This window comes from Kitasatospora sp. NPDC057965 (assembly GCF_042887135.1).
GTDB lineage: Bacteria > Actinomycetota > Actinomycetes > Streptomycetales > Streptomycetaceae > Kitasatospora.
On sequence record NZ_JBHVPZ010000075.1, the window covers coordinates 1 to 2843 of the forward strand.

Consider the following 2843-nt stretch of genomic DNA (forward strand, 5'->3'; position numbering starts at 1 on the left):
GATGGTGGTGGTGCACCACATCGCCGCGGACGGTTGGTCGTTGGCGCCGTTGGTGCGTGATCTGTCGGTGGCGTACGGGGCGCGTGCGGGTGGTGACGTTCCGCAGTTCGGTTCGTTGCCGGTGGCGTACGCGGATTACGTCCTGTGGCAGCGGGAGCTGTTGCGTGACGATTCCGAGCAGCTCGCTTACTGGGTGGGGCAGTTGCGGGGTGTTCCGGAGCGGTTGGAGTTGCCGGTGGATCGTGCGCGTCCGGCTGTTGCGTCGGGTCGGGGTGGGACGGTGGCGTTCGAGGTGGACGCCGATTTGGGCGCTGGTGTGCGGGAGTTGGCTCGGGCCAGTGGCGCCAGTGTGTTCATGGTGCTGCATGCGGCGTTGGCGGTGTTGTTGCACCGGTTGGGTGCGGGTGAGGACCTTCCGATCGGCAGTGTGGTGGCCGGTCGTACCGACGAGGCTCTGGACGAGTTGGTCGGTTTCTTCGTCAACACCCTGGTGCTGCGGACGGATCTGTCCGGCAACCCCACCTTCCGGGAGCTGCTGGGGCGGGTGCGGGAGACGGATCTGGCGGCGTACGGGCACCAGGACGTGCCCTTCGACCGCCTGGTCGAGGAACTCAACCCGGTCCGTGACCCCGGCGCACAACCGCTCGTCCAGGTGCTGCTGGCCTACCACAACAATCAGCAGCCCGAACCGGCCTTCCCGGGACTCGACACCGTCTTCCGCCAGCACCACCCCGGTTCGGCGAGGTTCGACCTGACCCTCGAACTCACCGACCGCGGTGACGGCCAGGCCTCCGAGGGACGCCTGGAGTACAGCACCGATCTGTTCGACCGCTCCACGGCCGAGGCCCTCGCCGAGCGGTTCGTCCGTGTCCTGCGCGCCGCCACGGCCGACCCCGAGACGTCCGTCGGTGACTTCCGCATCCTCGGCGGCGAGGAGCGGCGCCGGGTGCTCGACGTCTGGGGCGGTTCGGACCCCTGGGCGTCCGACGACACCACCTTCCCCGCCCTCTTCGCGCGCCAGGTCGCGCGAGCCCCCGAGGCGATCGCGCTGGTCCATGGTGACGAGCGGCTGAGCTACGCCGAGCTGGACGAGCGCAGTGACAGGCTTGCCGGCGACCTGGCCGCACGAGGTGCCGGTGCCGAACGTGTGGTGGCCGTGGCACTGCCCCGTTCCGTCGACCTCATGGTCACCGTCCTGGCCGTGCTCAAGTCCGGAGCTGCCTACCTGCCCGTGGACCCGGCCTACCCGACGGGCCGCATCGCCTACATGCTGGGCGACGCGGACCCCGTCCTCACGGTCACCACGCGCGAGGCGGCGGCAGGGCTGCCGGAGGGCCTGGCGCTCCTGATCCTGGACGAGGACCCTCGGCAGTTGTCGCCGGAAGCGTCCTGGCCGTCCATCCCGCATCCGTCCCAGCCGGCCTACGTGATCTACACCTCCGGGTCCACCGGTCGGCCCAAGGGCGTCGTGGTGTCCCACACGGGTGTGGCCAGCCTGGCCCGCACGCACACCGAGCGGCTCGGCGCCGGACCGGGCAGCCGGGTTCTCCAGTTCGCCTCGCCCAGTTTCGACGCCGCGTTCTGGGAGCTGTGCATGGCGGTGCTGACGGGCGGAACCCTGGTGGTGGCCGAGCCCGAGCGTCTGCTTCCGGGCGAGGCGCTGGCCGGCCTCGCGGACGAGTACGCCATCACCCATCTGACCCTCCCGCCCTCCGCGCTGGCCCAGATGCCGGCCGGTTCACTGTCGAGCGTCACGACGCTGGTGGTCGCCGGCGAGGCGTGCTCCGCGGGCCTCGCTGACGCGTGGTCGGTCGACCGGCGGATGATCAACGCGTACGGGCCGACGGAGACCACCGTCTGCGCGACCATGAGCGCCTCCCTGTCCACCCTCCGTGAGTCGTCCGCGCCCACTCCGCCGATCGGTCGACCGGTCATCGGTTCGCGGGTGTATGTGCTGGATGAGCGGTTGGAGCCGGTGCCGGCGGGTGTGTCGGGTGAGTTGTATGTGGCGGGTCGTGGTGTGGCGCGGGGGTATTGGGGTCGTCCGTCGTTGACGGGTGAGCGGTTCGTGGCTGATCCGTTCGGTGGTGCGGGTGAGCGGATGTATCGGACGGGGGATGTGGTGCGGTGGACGGTGGATGGGCAGGTGGAGTTCCTGGGGCGTGCGGACGGGCAGGTGAAGGTTCGGGGGTTCCGGATCGAGTTGGGTGAGGTGGAGGCGGCGCTTTCGCGGGTGGCGGGGGTGGCGCACGGTGTGGTGACGGTTCGTGAGGACCGGCCGGGTGACCGCCGGCTGGTGGCCTACGCGGTTCCCGAGACCGGCGCACGGCTCGACGGGCGGGAACTACGGGCCGAACTCGGCACGGTGCTGCCCACCTTCATGGTTCCCGGCGCGGTGGTCGCACTCGACGTACTGCCGAGGACCCCGAACGGGAAGGTGGACCTGGCGGCGCTGCCGGCACCGGACTTCGCCACGAGCGCGAAGGGCGAACGGCTGCCGCGCACACCGCGTGAGGAGATCCTCGCCGGCCTGTTCGCCGAGGTGCTCGGAGTGCCTTCGGTCGGGGTGGACGACAGTTTCTTCGACCTGGGCGGGCACTCGCTGCTGGCCACCCGCGTGGTCAGTCGGGCCCGGACCGTGCTCGGCGCCGACCTCACCATCCGGGATCTGTTCGAGGCGCCTTCGGTTGCGGTGTTGGCGAAGCGGTTGGGGGTGGTGGGTGAGGGGGCGCGTCCTGCGCTGGTGGGTGCTGTGGAGCGGCCGGGTGAGTTGCCGTTGTCGTTCGCTCAGCAGCGGTTGTGGTTCTTGTACCAGTTGGGTGGGTTGAGCGGGACGTACAACA

General features: G+C 70.2%; 1 protein-coding gene. It reads left to right on the forward strand.

Going from position 1 to position 2843, the window contains the following annotated elements; all coding sequences use genetic code 11:
* On the forward strand, window positions 1-2843 hold a 2843-nt coding region (locus tag ACFVVU_RS39100), incomplete at both ends, for an amino acid adenylation domain-containing protein (protein ID WP_387794585.1).